At 68.7% G+C, this 13,215-nt stretch carries 13 protein-coding genes; 12 read left to right on the top strand and 1 reads right to left on the bottom strand.

Features of this window, described 5'->3' with window-relative positions; translation table 11 throughout:
- Window position 1: 1 nt before the first annotated feature.
- From EJK91_RS01340 to EJK91_RS01310, 7 genes are all read left to right on the top strand, one after another.
- Entirely contained in the window at window positions 2-856 is an 855-nt protein-coding gene (locus EJK91_RS01340; RefSeq protein WP_125078106.1) for an undecaprenyl-diphosphate phosphatase, read from the top strand.
- The gene (locus EJK91_RS01335; protein ID WP_046301618.1) at window positions 853-1,539 is read left to right on the top strand and encodes a histidine phosphatase family protein; all 687 of its coding nucleotides are present in this window, start codon (window positions 853-855) and stop codon (window positions 1,537-1,539) included. The genes EJK91_RS01340 and EJK91_RS01335 overlap by 4 nt, the downstream gene beginning before the upstream one ends.
- A 61-nt stretch (window positions 1,540-1,600) precedes the next feature.
- Complete coding sequence (locus tag EJK91_RS01330) at window positions 1,601-2,194, top strand: DUF3090 domain-containing protein (RefSeq protein ID WP_046301619.1); 594 nt, start codon at window positions 1,601-1,603, stop codon at window positions 2,192-2,194.
- Window positions 2,178-3,005, top strand: a complete 828-nt coding sequence (locus EJK91_RS01325) for an SCO1664 family protein (RefSeq protein ID WP_125078068.1) — start codon at window positions 2,178-2,180, stop codon at window positions 3,003-3,005. Before EJK91_RS01330 ends, EJK91_RS01325 begins: the two co-directional genes overlap by 17 nt.
- Window positions 3,006-3,029: 24 nt before the next feature.
- Window positions 3,030-3,815 (top strand): 3'(2'),5'-bisphosphate nucleotidase CysQ, encoded by a 786-nt coding sequence (locus EJK91_RS01320; RefSeq protein ID WP_024440457.1) that lies wholly within the window; start codon window positions 3,030-3,032, stop codon window positions 3,813-3,815.
- A 24-nt stretch (window positions 3,816-3,839) separates the two neighbouring features.
- Window positions 3,840-5,075: a cysteine--1-D-myo-inosityl 2-amino-2-deoxy-alpha-D-glucopyranoside ligase gene (mshC, locus tag EJK91_RS01315; RefSeq protein WP_125078067.1), complete on the top strand. Its 1,236-nt coding sequence runs from the start codon at window positions 3,840-3,842 to the stop codon at window positions 5,073-5,075.
- A gap of 29 nt (window positions 5,076-5,104) precedes the next feature.
- Entirely contained in the window at window positions 5,105-5,977 is an 873-nt protein-coding gene (locus tag EJK91_RS01310) for an SDR family oxidoreductase (RefSeq protein ID WP_024440455.1), read from the top strand.
- Window positions 5,978-5,986: 9 nt separating this feature from the next.
- Here the strand turns inward: EJK91_RS01310 and EJK91_RS01305 are convergent, their stop codons facing one another.
- Window positions 5,987-6,877, bottom strand: a complete 891-nt coding sequence (locus tag EJK91_RS01305) for a PAC2 family protein (protein WP_024440454.1) — start codon at window positions 6,875-6,877, stop codon at window positions 5,987-5,989.
- A 179-nt stretch (window positions 6,878-7,056) separates the two neighbouring features.
- On the opposite strand from EJK91_RS01305, the gene metH reads away from it, so the two are divergent.
- The 5 genes from metH (at window position 7,057) to EJK91_RS01280 (ending at window position 13,212) form a co-directional block, all read left to right on the top strand.
- On the top strand, window positions 7,057-10,797 hold the full coding sequence (gene metH / locus EJK91_RS01300; RefSeq protein WP_125078066.1) for a methionine synthase: 3,741 nt from the start codon (window positions 7,057-7,059) through the stop codon (window positions 10,795-10,797).
- A gap of 9 nt (window positions 10,798-10,806) precedes the next feature.
- Window positions 10,807-11,508 (top strand): HAD family hydrolase, encoded by a 702-nt coding sequence (locus tag EJK91_RS01295; protein WP_024440452.1) that lies wholly within the window; start codon window positions 10,807-10,809, stop codon window positions 11,506-11,508.
- Between the two features lie 6 nt (window positions 11,509-11,514).
- Complete coding sequence (locus tag EJK91_RS01290; RefSeq protein ID WP_024440451.1) at window positions 11,515-11,796, top strand: phosphoribosyl-ATP diphosphatase; 282 nt, start codon at window positions 11,515-11,517, stop codon at window positions 11,794-11,796.
- Between the two features lie 2 nt (window positions 11,797-11,798).
- Window positions 11,799-12,659 (top strand): ATP phosphoribosyltransferase, encoded by an 861-nt coding sequence (hisG, locus tag EJK91_RS01285; protein ID WP_036457022.1) that lies wholly within the window; start codon window positions 11,799-11,801, stop codon window positions 12,657-12,659.
- Between the two features lie 70 nt (window positions 12,660-12,729).
- Window positions 12,730-13,212, top strand: coding sequence for a DUF4126 family protein (locus EJK91_RS01280; protein ID WP_024440449.1), 483 nt, complete (start codon window positions 12,730-12,732; stop codon window positions 13,210-13,212).
- The last annotated feature ends 3 nt before the right edge of the window (window positions 13,213-13,215 follow it).

Genomic DNA, 13,215 nt, shown 5'->3' with positions numbered 1-13,215 from the left:
GATGTCGTGGCCGCAGGTAGTCGTCCTGGCGATCGTCCAGGGCCTCACCGAGTTTCTGCCGGTCTCCTCCTCGGGACACCTGGCGCTGGTCTCCCGGCTGTTCTTCGCCGGTGACGCCGGCGCCTCCTTCACCGCGGTGACCCAAATCGGCACCGAGATCGCCGTGCTGGTCTATTTCGCCAAGGACATCGCGCGCATCGCCACCGCCTGGCTGTCCGGGGTGGCCTCGGCGCTGGCCAAGACCCCGCTGCCCGCCGAACGCAAGACCGACTACCGGATGGGCTGGTACGTCATCGTCGGCAGCATCCCGATCGTGATCGTCGGGGTGCTGTTCCAGCACTTCATCCGCGGCGACGTACGCAACCTGTGGGTGATCGCCTCCGCGATGGTCGGATTCTCGCTGGTGATCGCCGCCGCCGAGTATGTCGGCCGCCAGCGGCGGCATGCCGACCAATTGACCGTCAAGGACGGCTTCCTGGTCGGCGCCGCGCAGTGTCTGGCACTGGTGCCCGGCGTCTCGCGCTCCGGGGCGACCATCAGCGCCGGCCTGTTCCTGGGCATGGATCGGGCCCTGGCCGCCCGGTTCGGCTTCCTGCTGGGCATCCCGGCGGTATTCGCCTCGGGATTGCACGAACTGCCCAACGCCTTCAATCCGGTCACCGAAGGAATGAGCGCGACCGGGCCGCAGTTGCTGGTCTCGGTGGTGATCACCTTCCTGGTCGGTTACGCCGCGATCAGTTGGCTGCTGCGGTTCGTCAGCAGTCACACCATGTACTGGTTTGTCGGGTACCGGGTCATCGCCGGGACCACGATCCTGATCCTGCTGGCCACCGGGGCGTTGGCGGCCATGCCATGACCGTCATCCTGCTGCGCCACGGCCGGTCCACCTCGAACACCTCCGGGGTGCTGGCCGGACGCACCGAAGGCGTCGAACTCGACGAACTGGGCCGTGAGCAGGCCGCGCAGCTCGTCGGCCGGCTCGACGGCCTGCCGATCAAGGCGGTGGTGCGCTCACCGCTGCTGCGCTGCCGGCGCACCGTCGAACCGCTGGCCGCGGCCCTGGGGCTCGACCCCCTCGTCGACGACCGGCTGGCCGAGGTCGACTACGGGTCCTGGACCGGACGCAAGATCAGCGAACTGACCGCCGAACCGCTGTGGCGGGTGGTGCAGGCGCAGCCCAGCGCCGCGATCTTCCCCGAGGGCGAAGGGCTGGCGCAGGTGCAGGCCCGGGCCGTCACCGCGGTCCGCGATCACGACCGGCAGCTGGCCTCCCAACACGGCGCCGACGTGCTATGGGTGGCGTGCACCCACGGCGACGTCATCAAGGCCGTCATCGCCGACGCGCTCGGCGTGCATCTGGACGGCTTTCAGCGGATCACCGCCGACCCGGCCTCGGCGAGCGTGATCCGCTACACGCCGTTGCGCCCCTTCGTAATCCACCTCAACCACACCGGAGCGTCGTTGGCCGCCGCGGTGCACAGTGCACCGGCCGGCCCCGTCGGTGAAAGCGACGCCGTAGTCGGCGGATCCACCACCTAGGTCCACCTCGCCGAAGCCAGATACCGTCGGCCGCCGCAACTGCCGGTATTTTGGAGATGCCATGTCCCGAGCTATTCACGTCTTCCGCACCCCCGACCGTTTCGTGGCCGGGACCGTCGGCCAGCCCGGCAACCGCACGTTCTACCTGCAGGCCGTCCACGACGAGCGGGTGGTCTCGGTGGTGCTGGAGAAGCAGCAGGTCGCGGTGCTCTCCGAACGGATCGGTGCGCTGCTGCTGGAGGTCAACCGCCGATTCGGCACCCCGGTGCCGCCCGAACCCACCGAGATCGACGACCTGGACCCGCTGGTCACACCGGTGGACGCGGAATTCCGGGTCGGCACCATGGGGTTGGGCTGGGACTCCGAGGCGCAGACGGTGGTGGTGGAGCTGCTCGCGGTCAGTGACGCCGAATTCGACGCCTCGGTGGTGCTCGACGACACCGACGAGGGGCCGGACGCGGTGCGGGTGTTCCTCACCCCCGAGTCCGCGCGCCAGTTCGCCACCCGCTCCAACCGGGTCATCTCGGCCGGCCGCCCGCCGTGTCCGCTGTGCGACGAGCCGCTGGACCCCGCCGGTCACATGTGCGTGCGCACCAACGGCTATCGGCGGGGTGCTTTCGGGCCCGACGATGAGCCCGATGACACAGACATCTGACGACCGGGAGGCGTTGCACTCCGGGGAACTGGAGATCCTGGGCCGCATCCGCTCGGCGAGCAACGCCACCTTCCTGTGCCAGGCGAGGCTGGGGGAGCACCGTGTCCACTGCGTCTATAAGCCGGTCGCCGGCGAACAGCCGCTGTGGGATTTCCCCGACGGCACCCTGGCCGGCCGCGAACTCGGCGCACACCTGATCTCGGTTGAGTTGGGCTGGAATCTGGTGCCCTACACCATCATTCGGGACGGTCCGGCGGGTCCGGGCATGGTGCAGCGCTGGGTGGACCAACCCGAAGACGACGACCAAGCCCAGGATGCATCGTCGGCGCCCGGCCTGGTGGACGTGGTTCCCGGGGACCACGTTCCGGCGGGCTACCTGCCGGTGTTGCAGGCCTACGGCCACAACGGCGATCCGGTCACCCTGGTGCACGCCGACGACATCCGGTTGCGCCGGCTCGCCGTGTTCGACGTGGTGATCAACAACGCCGACCGCAAGGGCGGACACATTCTGTGCGGCACCGACGGCCGCGTCTACGGCGTCGACCACGGCGTGAGCCTGCACACCCAGGACAAGTTGCGCACCGTGCTGTGGGGCTGGGCGGGCACGTCGGTGACCGACCTGGACGACGAGGCGTTGCCGGCCCTGTCGCGGCTGCTGGTGGCGCTGGAGGGTCCGCTGGCGGCATCGCTGCAACCGCATCTGACCGCCGGCGAGATCACGGCCCTGCGCCGCCGCGTCGCCGACCTGCTGGAGCACCCGGTGATGCCCGGCCCGAACCGTCATCGCCCGATCCCTTGGCCGGCGTTCTAGTCCACGTCGGGGATACTGCCACTCGTGACGCTGACCGACGCGGCGCTGGCCGCCGAACTGGCAGTCGAGGCCGGAAAGCTCTTGCTGGCGGTGCGTGACGAGGTGGGCTTCGCCCAACCGTGGCATCTGGGCGACACTGGCGACGGCCGGGCCAACCAGCTGATCCTCCGCGGGCTGCGGGACGCGCGCCCCGGGGACGCGGTGCTCAGCGAGGAATCCCCGGACAACCTGGCCCGGCTGCGGTCGGACCGGGTCTGGATCGTCGACCCGCTCGACGGCACCCGCGAATTCACCACACCCGGACGCGACGACTGGGCCGTGCACATCGCGCTGTGGCAGCGCGGCGGCCCGGACGGGTTTGGCACCATCACCGACGCCGCGGTGTCACTGCCGGCCTACGACAACCGGAGCAACGTGGTCTTCCGCACCGACACCGTCGCCCGGCCCGCCACGCCTGCCGGACCGCCGGACCCCATTCGGGTCGCGGTCAGCGCTTCCCGAATGCCCGCGGTGGTCCGGCTCATCCGCGAGGTGTTGCCGGTGGAGCCGGTACTGATGGGTTCGGCGGGCGCCAAGGCGATGGCCGTGGTGCGCGGCGACGTGGACGCCTACCTGCACGCCGGCGGGCAGTGGGAGTGGGACTCGGCTGCCCCGGCCGGTGTGGTGCTGGCGGCCGGGCTGCACGCGTCCCGGATCGACGGGTCGCCGTTGCGCTACAACCGCCCCGACCCCTACCTGCCCGACCTGCTGATGTGCCGGCCCGACGTGGCGCCGATCCTGTTGGACGCCATGCGGCGGACGGTCCTGTAGCGAGTGGGCCTTACAGTCGTGGGCATGCAATCGTGGTCCGCGCCGGCCGTTCCAGTCCTGCCCGGGCGCGGCCCGGCGCTGCGCCTCTATGACACCGCCGACCGCCAGGTGCGTCCGGTGTCGCCGGGCCCGGCGGCCAGCATGTATGTCTGCGGCATCACGCCTTATGACGCCACCCACCTCGGCCACGCCGCCACCTATCTGGTCTTCGACCTGATTCACCGGCTCTGGCTCGACGCCGGCCACCAGGTGAACTACGTGCAGAACGTCACCGACGTCGACGACCCGCTGCTCGAGCGTGCCGAGCGTGACGGGGTGCAGTGGCAGGAGTTGGCGGCCAGCCAGGTGGAGTTGTTCGCCGCTGACATGACTGCCTTGCGGGTGCTGCCGCCTCGCGACTATGTGGCGGTTACCGAGGTCATAGCCGAAGTGGTCGAGTCGGTCGAAAAGATGCTGGCCGCCGGATCGGCCTACATCGTCGACGGCGAGTACCCCGACGTCTACTTCCGCGCCGACGCCACCGAGCAGTTCGGTTACGAATCCGGTTTCGACCGCGCCACCATGCTGGAGCTGTTCGCCGAGCGCGGCGGCGATCCGGATCGGGCCGGCAAGGCCGACCCGCTCGACGCCCTGTTGTGGCGCGCCGCCCGCCCGGGTGAGCCCAGTTGGCCCGCGCCGTTCGGGGCCGGCCGGCCGGGGTGGCATGTCGAGTGTTCCGCGATCGCGTTGAGCCGCATCGGCTCCGGTCTCGACATCCAGGGCGGCGGCTCCGATCTGGTCTTCCCGCATCATGAGTTCTCCGCCGCGCATGCCGAATCCCTTACCGGGGAGCGCCGTTTCGCCCGCCACTATGTGCACGCCGGGATGATCGGCTGGGACGGGCACAAGATGTCCAAGAGCCGCGGCAACCTGGTGCTGGTCTCCAAGCTGCGCGCTCAGGGGACCGATCCGGCCGCGATCCGGCTGGGGCTGCTGGCCGGGCACTACCGCAGTGACCGGTTCTGGGACGACGCCACCCTGGTAGCTGCCGAGGCGAGGCTGAACCGCTGGCGGACCGCGACGACGCTGCCCGCCGGACCGGCTGCCGATGACGTCATCGGCCGGGTGCGTCGTTATCTGGCCGATGACCTGGACACCGTCCAGGCGTTGGCCGCGTTGGATGGCTGGGCTACCGATGCGCTGGAGTACGGCGGCCATGACGCCGACGCACCGCGGCTGGTGGCCACGGCGGTCGACGCGCTGCTGGGAGTGGCGCTGTAGGACACCCGCGGCGGGAGTAGGTTGAGCCCATGTCTTCGATTCACTCCCAAGTCGTCTTCATCACCGGCGGCGCGCACGGTATTGGCGAGCAGCTGGCCCGCCGGCTGCACTCCCAGGGCGCCTCTGTGGTGGTGACGGACCTGGATGAGGCCGCCCTCAACACGCTGGCCGAGGATCTGGGTGACCGAGCGCTGACCGCCGTCGCCGATGTGCGGGATCTGGCCGCGATGCAGGCGGTGGTCACGCAGGCCACCGAGCGTTTCGGCGGCATCGACACCGTGGTGGCCAATGCCGGCATCGCCAGCTACGGGTCGGTGCTGAACGTGGACCCCGAGACGTTCAAGCGGGTGATCGACGTCGACGTGATGGGCGTGTTCAACACCGTGCGGGCCGCGCTGCCGTCGGTCATCGAGCGTCGCGGCTATGTGCTGGTGGTGTCCTCGCTGGCGGCGTTCAGTCCGCTGGCCGGGATGGCGTCCTACGACGTGGCCAAGGCCGGGGTCGAGCACTTCGCCAGTGCGCTGCGCCAGGAGGTCGCCTACCAGGGCGTTGAGGTCGGATCGGCGCACATGGCCTGGATTGACACACCCTTGGTTCGCGATACCAAGGCCGATCTGGGGGCGTTCGGCGAGATGCTGTCCAAACTGCCGTGGCCGCTCAACAAGACTACCTCGGTCGACAAGTGTGTCGACGCCTTCGTCGCAGGCATCGAGGGCCGTCGGCGCCGCGTCTACTGCCCGGGCTGGGTGGGGGTGTTCCGCTGGATCAAGCCGGTGCTGACGCTGCGGCCGGTGGAAGGCCCGTTCATCAAGGGCGCCGCCACCATCGTGCCGCGGATGGACGCCGAAGTCGCCGCGCTGGGCCGCTCCACCAGTGCCTACAACGAGAAAATGGAGAAGTAGACTCGCGGTTCAGCGTCGCCGGCGCCGCAGGTAGCGCTCGAACTCGGCGGCCAGCGCGTCGCCGTCGATCTTGTTCAACGCCTCGGTCATGTCGACCTCGGCGTCGCCGCGTTCCTCCAAAGAGGTCACGTAGTCGGCGATCTCGTCGTCCTCGCTGGCCATCTCGGTGACCGCCAGCTCCCACTCCTCGGCTTGGGCCGGCAGGTCGCCCAGTGGCACCTCGATGTCCAGGGCGTCCTCGACGCGGCGCAGCAGCGCGACCGTGGCCTTGGGGTTGGGTGGTTGTGAGACGTAGTGCGGTACGGCCGCCCAGAAGGTGACCGCCGGAATGCCGGCCGCCACGCAGGCGTCCTGGAACACCCCGGTGATCCCGGTGGGCCCCTCGTAGCGGGTCTCGGTCAGCCCGAATCGGGTGGCTGACTCCGCCGAGTACGCGGCGCCGGACACCGGCACCGGGCGGGTGTGGGGCGTGTCGGCCAGCAGCGCGCCCAGGATCACCACGGTGTCGACGTTGAGTTCTTCGATCACCGCCAGCAGCTCGGCGCAGAACGACCGCCAGCGCATGTTCGGCTCGACGCCGTGCATCAGCACGATGTCGCGGTCGCTGCCCGGCGGCCGGCAATGCGAAATGCGCATCGACGGCCAGACCAGCTCCCGGGTGACGCCGTCGAGCTGGCGAATCACCGGCCGATTCACCTGGTAGTCGTAGTAGGCCTCGTCGTCGATCTCGGCGATCAGCTTGGCTTCCCAGATGTTGTTGAGATGCTGCACCGCATCGCTGGCGGCGTCACCGGCGTCATTCCAGCCCTCGAACGCAGCCACCACGATGGTGTCGTGCAGTTCGGAAAGCGCGGGGCCGTCATCCGGTCGGGTCACAAGGCCAGGGTAAGGCCTGGGCATTGATCACGGGCCGCACCGGACCCGCGGAGTCGGCTTGTTCATCGGGGCATTCGTCTCGACCCCGGGCGACCACGTAGACTTTCCCCCGTCGAGAGGCGTTGCAACGGTTCGCCGGTCTCTGCCGGTGGCCGCCACGCTCGACAGAGTTAAGGACGCCTTCCGTCACGGAAGGAGCCCGCATGACCGCGCCCGAGGCCGAAACCTTCGCGCCCAACATCCGGCCTGACTGCACCGACGAACTCAAGGCTGCGCTGAGCCGGCGGATCATGGTGATCGACGGTGCGATGGGCACGGCCATTCAGCGGGACCGCCCGGACGAGGCCGGTTATCGCGGCGACCGCTTCACCGAGTGGCCTACCGCGCTGCAAGGCAACAACGACCTGCTCACCCTGACGCAACCGCAGATCATCGAGGGCATCCACCGCGAGTACCTGGAGGCGGGCGCCGACATCCTGGAGACCAACACGTTCAACGCGAACGCGGTCTCGCTGGCGGACTACGACATGGCGGACTTCAGCTATGAGCTGAACTACGCCGGCGCCGCGCTGGCCCGCAAGGCGGCCGACGAGTTCAGCACTGCGGAGAAGCCCCGCTACGTGGCCGGCACGCTCGGGCCGACGACGCGGACGGCGTCGATCTCACCAGACGTCAACGACCCCGGCGCCCGCAACATCTCCTACGACCAGCTGGTCGCCGCCTACCTCGAAGCCGCCAACGGCCTGGTCGACGGCGGCGCGGACATCCTGCTCATCGAGACGATCTTCGACTCGCTGAACTCCAAGGCCGCGGTGTTCGCCGTCGAGACGCTGTTCGAGGAGCGCGGTCGCCGCTGGCCGGTCATCATCTCCGGCACCATCACCGATGCCTCCGGGCGCACGTTGTCGGGCCAGGTCACCGAGGCGTTCTGGAATTCGATCCGGCACGCGAAGCCGATCGCGGTGGGCCTCAACTGCGCGTTGGGTGCCCCGGAGATGCGGCCCTACATCGCCGAGATGTCACGCATCGCGGACACCTACATCTCCTGCTACCCGAACGCCGGCCTGCCCAACGCATTTGGCGAGTACGACGAGTCGCCGGAGGCTCAGGCCTCCTACATCGCGGACTTCGCCGACGCCGGACTTGTCAACCTGGTCGGCGGTTGCTGCGGCACAGCGCCGGCGCACATCGCCGAGATCGCCAAGGTCGTCGAGGGCAAGCCGCCGCGTGAGCTGCCGGAGATCCCGATCGCCACCCGGCTGGCGGGCCTCGAACCGCTCAACATCACCGACGACTCGCTGTTCGTCAACATCGGTGAACGCACCAACATCACCGGCTCCGCCCGGTTCCGCAACCTGATCAAGGCCGAGGACTACGACACCGCGCTGTCGGTCGCGCTGCAGCAGGTCGAGGTCGGTGCGCAGGTCATCGACATCAACATGGACGAAGGCATGATCGACGGCGTCGCCGCGATGGACCGGTTCACCAAACTGATCGCGTCCGAGCCGGACATCAGTCGGGTGCCGGTGATGATCGACTCCTCCAAGTGGGAGGTCATCGAGGCGGGCCTGAAGAACGTGCAGGGCAAGCCGATCGTCAACTCGATCTCCATGAAGGAGGGCGAGGAGAAGTTCATCCGCGAGGCCCGGCTGTGCCGCAAATTCGGTGCCGCCGTGGTGGTGATGGCCTTCGACGAGCAGGGGCAGGCCGACAACCTGGAGCGCCGCAAGGAGATCTGCGGACGCGCGTACCGGATCCTGACCGAACAGGTCGGCTTCCCGGCCGAGGACATCATCTTCGACCCGAACTGCTTCGCGCTGGCCACCGGTATCGAGGAGCACGCGACCTACGGGATCGACTTCATCGAGGCCTGCGCCTGGATCAAGGAGAACCTTCCCGGGGTGCATATCTCCGGCGGCATCTCGAACGTGTCGTTCTCGTTCCGGGGCAACAACCCGGTCCGCGAAGCGATCCACGCGGTGTTCCTGTTCCACGCCATCAAGGCCGGTCTGGACATGGGCATCGTCAACGCCGGCGCCCTGGTGCCTTATGACTCGATCGACGCCGAGTTGCGGGAACGGATCGAGGATGTCGTGCTGAACCGGCGTCCCGATGCCGCCGAGCGGCTGTTGGAGATCGCCGAACGGTTCAACTCCGCGGAGAAGGCGGAAGATCCCGCGGCGGCCGAATGGCGATCCTTGCCGGTGCGCGAGCGGATCACACACGCCCTGGTCAAGGGCATCGACGCCGACGTCGAGACCGACACCGAGGAGCTGCGGGCCGAGATCGCCGCCGGGGGCGGTCGCCCCATCGAGGTGATCGAGGGCCCGCTGATGGACGGCATGAACGTGGTCGGTGACCTTTTCGGCGCGGGCAAGATGTTCCTGCCCCAGGTGGTGAAGTCGGCCCGGGTGATGAAGAAGGCCGTGGCCTACCTGCTGCCGTACATCGAGGCGGAGAAGCAGCCCGGTGAAGCCGAGCACACCAACGGCACCATCGTGATGGCGACGGTGAAGGGCGACGTCCACGACATCGGCAAGAACATCGTCGGGGTGGTGCTGCAGTGCAACAACTACACCGTGGTCGACCTCGGTGTGATGGTGCCCGCCGAGAAGATCCTGGCCGCGGCCAAGGAATACAACGCCGACATCGTCGGCCTCTCCGGCCTGATCACCCCGTCGCTGGAGGAGATGGCCGGCTTCGCCGCCGAGATGGAGCGCGAAGGCCTCGAGATCCCCCTGCTGATCGGCGGCGCGACCACCTCGCGCGCCCACACCGCCGTGAAGATTGCGCCGCGCCGCAGCGGTCCGGTGGTCTGGGTCAAGGATGCCTCGCGTTCCGTTCCGGTCGCGGCCGCGCTGCTCGACGACAAGCAGCGCCCGGCGCTGCTGGAGTCGACCGCGGCCGACTACGCGTCCCTGCGGGAACGCCACGCGCAGAAGAACGAGCGGCCCATGGTGCCGCTGGAGAAGGCCCGTGCGAACCGCACGCCGATCGAGTGGGACGGATACACACCGCCGGTGCCGGTTCAGGGTCTCGGCGTGCGGGAGTTTCTGGACTACGACCTCGCTGAGTTGCGCGAGTTCATCGACTGGCAGCCGTTTTTCAACGCCTGGGAGATGAAGGGGCGCTTCCCCGACATCCTCAACAATCCGGCTTCGGGCGAGGCTGCCCGCAAGCTGTACAACGATGCCCAGCAGATGCTCGACACCCTGATCGCGGAGAAGTGGCTGACGGCCAACGCGGTGATCGGCTTTTTCCCGGCGAACGCGGTCGGTGACGACGTCGAGGTCTACACCGACGACACCCGTACCGAGGTGCTGACCACGTTTCACAACCTGCGCCAGCAGGGTGAGCACCGGGCCGGCATCCCGAACCGGAGCCTCGGCGACTACATCGCCCCCAAAGAAACGGGTCTGGCGGACTACATCGGCGCCTTCGCCGTCACCGCGGGACTCGGCAGCGGCGAGAAGATCGCGGAGTTCAAGGCAGATCTCGACGACTACAGCGCGATCCTGCTGGAGTCGGTCGCCGACCGGCTGGCGGAGGCTTTCGCGGAACGGATGCACCAGCGGGTTCGCAAGGAGTTCTGGGGATTCCAGCCGGATGAGCAGTTGGACAACGAGGCACTGATCGCCGAGAAGTACCAGGGCATCCGCCCTGCCCCGGGCTACCCGGCCTGCCCGGAGCACACCGAGAAGGCGACGATCTGGAAGCTGATGGACGTCCACGAGCGGACCCGCATCGAGCTGACCGAGTCGATGGCGATGTGGCCCGGTGCCGCCGTCAGCGGCTTGTACTTCTCGCACCCGCAGTCGCAGTACTTCGTGATCGGCCGGCTGGCCCAGGACCAGGTCGCCGACTATGCGAAGCGCAAGGGCTGGACCTTGGTCGAAGCCGAGCGCTGGCTGGCCGCCAACCTCGGCTACAACCCGGAGGACTGAGCCCTGGTGCTGCGCGCGGTGCTGTGCGACATGGACGGCACCCTGGTCGATTCCGAGAAGTTGTGGGACGTGGCGATGGACGCGCTCTACGACCGCCTGGGCGGGGTGCTGACCCCGGAAGTCCGGGCGTCCACGGTCGGCGGGTGTGCCGAGGACACCATGCGGATCGTCTACCACGACCTAGGGCTGCCGCTCGATCCGGCGGCCATGGCGGCCTCGGCGCGCTGGTTGCACGACTTCACCGGTGAGCTGTTCGATGCGGGCCTGCCCTGGTGCGACGGCGCCCGGGAGCTGCTCGACGAGCTGGCCGGCGCGGGGATGCCGACCGCCCTGGTGACCAACACCCCGCGGATGCTGGCCGAGCGGGCGCTGGGCAGCATCGGCCGGCATTACTTCGCGGCGGTGGTCTGTGGTGACGAGGTGCCCGCGGGCAAACCGGCCCCGGATCCCTACCTGCGTGCCGCCGAGCTGCTGGACACCGATCCGCGCTGGTGTCTGGCGGTGGAGGACTCGCCGACGGGTGCCGCCGCGGCCGAGGCGGCCGGATGCGCGGTGCTGGTGGTGCCCAATGCGCTGCCGGTGCCGGCCGGCGCCCGGCGCCACCAGGTGCGGTCCCTGACCGGGCTCGGGCTGAGCGACCTGCACGAAATCTGCGCCCAGCTGGCCGACTCGCAAGCGGTTGCCGCCGGAAACCGGCGTGACCCGTCCTGATGCCGCATGAAACAATCCCTGCTCGTGAAGACCTTCGAGGAACTGTTCGCCGAGCTCGGTGAGCGTGCCGCGACCCGGCCGGCCGGCAGCGGCACCGTGGCGGCGCTGGACGCCGGTGTACACACGATCGGCAAGAAGATCCTGGAGGAGGCCGGCGAGGTGTGGCTGGCCGCCGAACACCAGTCCGATGAAGACCTGGCCGAGGAGATCAGCCAGCTGCTGTATTGGACCCAGGTGCTGATGATCTCGCGCGGGCTGACGCTGTCCGACGTCTACGGGAAGCTGTGAGCATGTTGCGTGTTGCGGTGCCCAACAAGGGGGCGCTCAGTGAGGCTGCCGCGGCAATGCTGTCGGAGGCCGGCTACCGCAGCCGCGCCGACGCCAAGGATCTGACCGTCATCGATCCGGCCAACAAGGTCGAGTTCTTCTTCCTGCGGCCCAAGGACATCGCCATCTACGTCGGGTCCGGTGAACTCGACTTCGGGATCACCGGACGGGACCTGGCGGCCGAGTCGGGGGCGCCGGTGGCCGAGCGGTTGGCCCTGGGTTTCGGCTACTCGCGATTCCGTTACGCCGCTCCGGCCGGGCGGGACTGGGTTGCGGCGGACCTGGCCGGCCAGCGCATCGCCACCGCCTACCCGAACCTGGTCCGCAAGGACCTGGCGGCCAGGGGCATCGAGGCCACCGTCATCCGGCTCGACGGAGCGGTGGAGATCTCCATCCAACTCGGGGTGGCGGACGCGATCGCCGACGTGGTGGGCTCCGGGCGCACCCTTCGCCAGCACGGTCTGGTGGCCTTCGGGGAGTCGCTGTGCGATTCCGAAGCGGTGTTGATCGAAGGCGCACAGGCCAACGGCCGCAGTGCCGAGACTGCTGCCGCCCGCGACCAACTGGCCGCCCGGGTGCAGGGCGTGGTGTTCGGTCAGCAGTACCTGATGCTCGACTACGACTGTCCGCGTGCGGTGCTCGAACAGGCCGTCGCGATCACCCCGGGCCTGGAGTCGCCGACGATCGCTCCGCTGGCCGACCCCGACTGGGCCGCGGTACGCGCTCTGGTGCCGCGGCGCGAGGTCAACGCGATCATGGACCAGTTGGCCGCGATCGGTGCGAAGGCCATCCTCGCCTCGGACATCAGATTCTGCCGATTTTGAGCAGTCCCGGTAGCTGAGCCTTTGCCGTGTTAGCGTCCGGTGATCGACTCGACTGGCCCGGGAGGTAATGGTGACGCATTTCATCGTGCTGGTGCTCGCGCTTTTCATCGGTGCCGTTGCCGGACTGCGCGCGTTTACCGCGCCGGCAGTCATGGCTTGGGCGGCCGCCCTGCAGTGGATCAACCTGAACGGGACGTGGGTCGAGTGGCTGAGCCATCCGGTGACCGTCACCGTTTTGACTTTGCTGGCGGTCGGTGAACTCGTCACCGACCAACTGCCCAGTACACCGGCGCGTACCGTGCCGATGCAGTTCGGCGCGCGGATCGTGCTGGGCGGGTTCGCCGGTGCGGTGCTCGGCACGGCCTGGAACTACACCTGGACGGCGCTCGGCGCGGGCATCATCGGTGCGGTGATCGGCACCCTGGTCGGTTTCCGGGTACGCCAGCGCCTGGTCGCCGCCAACGGCGGCCGCGATCTGCCGATCGCGCTGGCGGAGGACGCCATTGCGGTGCTGGGCGGTTTCGCGATCGCCGCGCTGACCGCGGTGGTCTGAGCC

Origin of the sequence: Mycobacterium sp. P7213 (genome assembly GCF_900604305.1) — a bacterium.
Taxonomy (GTDB): Bacteria; Actinomycetota; Actinomycetes; order Mycobacteriales; family Mycobacteriaceae; genus Mycobacterium.
This window is presented reverse-complemented; position numbering and strand designations above follow the sequence as displayed.

Excerpts from the sequence above, each read along its gene's own strand:
- EJK91_RS01340 (WP_125078106.1), top strand. The coding sequence starts at position 2 with ATGTCGTGGCCGCAGGTAGTCGTCCTGGCGATCGTCCAGGGCCTCACC.
- EJK91_RS01335 (WP_046301618.1), top strand. The coding sequence starts at position 853 with ATGACCGTCATCCTGCTGCGCCACGGCCGGTCCACCTCGAACACCTCC.
- EJK91_RS01330 (WP_046301619.1), top strand. The coding sequence starts at position 1,601 with ATGTCCCGAGCTATTCACGTCTTCCGCACCCCCGACCGTTTCGTGGCC.
- EJK91_RS01325 (WP_125078068.1), top strand. The coding sequence starts at position 2,178 with ATGACACAGACATCTGACGACCGGGAGGCGTTGCACTCCGGGGAACTG.
- mshC (WP_125078067.1), top strand. The coding sequence starts at position 3,840 with ATGCAATCGTGGTCCGCGCCGGCCGTTCCAGTCCTGCCCGGGCGCGGC.
- EJK91_RS01310 (WP_024440455.1), top strand. The coding sequence starts at position 5,105 with ATGTCTTCGATTCACTCCCAAGTCGTCTTCATCACCGGCGGCGCGCAC.
- EJK91_RS01305 (WP_024440454.1), bottom strand. The coding sequence starts at position 6,877 with ATGCCCAGGCCTTACCCTGGCCTTGTGACCCGACCGGATGACGGCCCC.
- metH (WP_125078066.1), top strand. The coding sequence starts at position 7,057 with ATGACCGCGCCCGAGGCCGAAACCTTCGCGCCCAACATCCGGCCTGAC.
- EJK91_RS01290 (WP_024440451.1), top strand. The coding sequence starts at position 11,515 with ATGAAACAATCCCTGCTCGTGAAGACCTTCGAGGAACTGTTCGCCGAG.
- hisG (WP_036457022.1), top strand. The coding sequence starts at position 11,799 with ATGTTGCGTGTTGCGGTGCCCAACAAGGGGGCGCTCAGTGAGGCTGCC.